We start from the raw sequence: 1,353 nt of genomic DNA, 5'->3' as shown, positions 1-1,353 counted from the left end.
CTCTTTATCATTGTTCGAGCAGTTCAATGCCAATAACTCGTCTATATTTCGTTGTACATATTCGTAGGGATAATAAATTACATTCGATATCTTAATTTTTTCATGATAAGTTGGAACAACCTTTTCAGTTTTATTCAACAGCTCTTCATACAATTTCTCACCTGGTCTTAGTCCGGTGAAGCAAATTTTTATATCGGTGTAAGGCATAAACCCAGCTAACTTGATCATATTTACAGCCAAGTTCAAAATTTTGATTGGCTCACCCATATCAAAAATAAATATCTCACCACCTTTACCCATTACTGATGCCTCCAGCACTAATTGTACTGCTTCAGGAATCGTCATAAAATATCTTGTTATGTTTGGATCGGTTACCGTAACAGGCCCTCCCATTTCAATTTGCGCCCTAAATCGTGGAACAACTGACCCGTTTGACCCCAGTACATTTCCAAACCGGGTAGTGATAAACCTTGTTCTATGAACCACATCAGTTTGATAATTTTGAAGGGACTGAATATAGATTTCTGCGATCCTCTTCGATGCCCCCATCACATTTGTTGGATTTACAGCTTTATCTGTAGATATCATTATAAATTTTTCTACATCATAGTCAATTGCCAGATCTGCAAGATTTTTGGTGCCCATCACGTTAGTCAAAATGGCCTCCGACGGGTTATGCTCCATCATTGGCACATGAACAATCTCTGACCCTATGGAGCCTGCAGCACCGGTAATTAAAATCCTCTTGCCTTTAAGTTCAGCTTTAATATTTTCTCCTTCCATGTTAATAGGTTCGCGCTGTAAAAGGTCTTCAATTCTTAAATCAGGGAGTTGACTTAACCTCAGTTTGCCCTTTAACCAATAATTTGAAGCGGGTACTGAAATAACTCTTATTCCACATTCCATACACTTTTCTATTGCAAGTTTCCTTCCTTCAATGTTTATACAATCCTCCATTACAATCATCTTCTCTACTCCATATTTATTTTTCAAGTACTGAATAGAATGAGAACCGTATACTCTTTTTTGTTCTATGTGTTTATTCCTACGATCAGGATTATCATCAACAAAGCCCAATATTTCAAAATTATTTTCTGAAGATGCGTCTAAACCTTGCTTAATCAGTAAAGAAGATCTGTCAGCTCCATAGATCAGCAACACCTCTTTAGAAACAACTTCCAGATCTTGAAGGTAATGGAACAATTGTTTCACAGTTATCCTTAGTGCAATAAGCATCGAGGCAGAGATAAAAAAATTAATGATGAGCATAGGAATAAACCAATGATTATTGAATCCAAAATAAGAGGATAAAAACAGGTAAGCCGCCACTTCAAATAGCAAACTAGCTAATAG

The 1,353-nt window shown here is 36.6% G+C and carries 1 protein-coding gene; it reads right to left on the bottom strand.

Translation table 11 applies throughout. The features are described 5' to 3' along the window. Window positions 1-1,353: polysaccharide biosynthesis protein (locus AC1DG9_RS27425; protein WP_477635744.1), on the bottom strand; the 1,353-nt coding region annotated here is incomplete at both ends.

It is taken from the genome of Pedobacter sp. 05L430, assembly GCF_056397585.1.
This window is presented reverse-complemented; position numbering and strand designations above follow the sequence as displayed.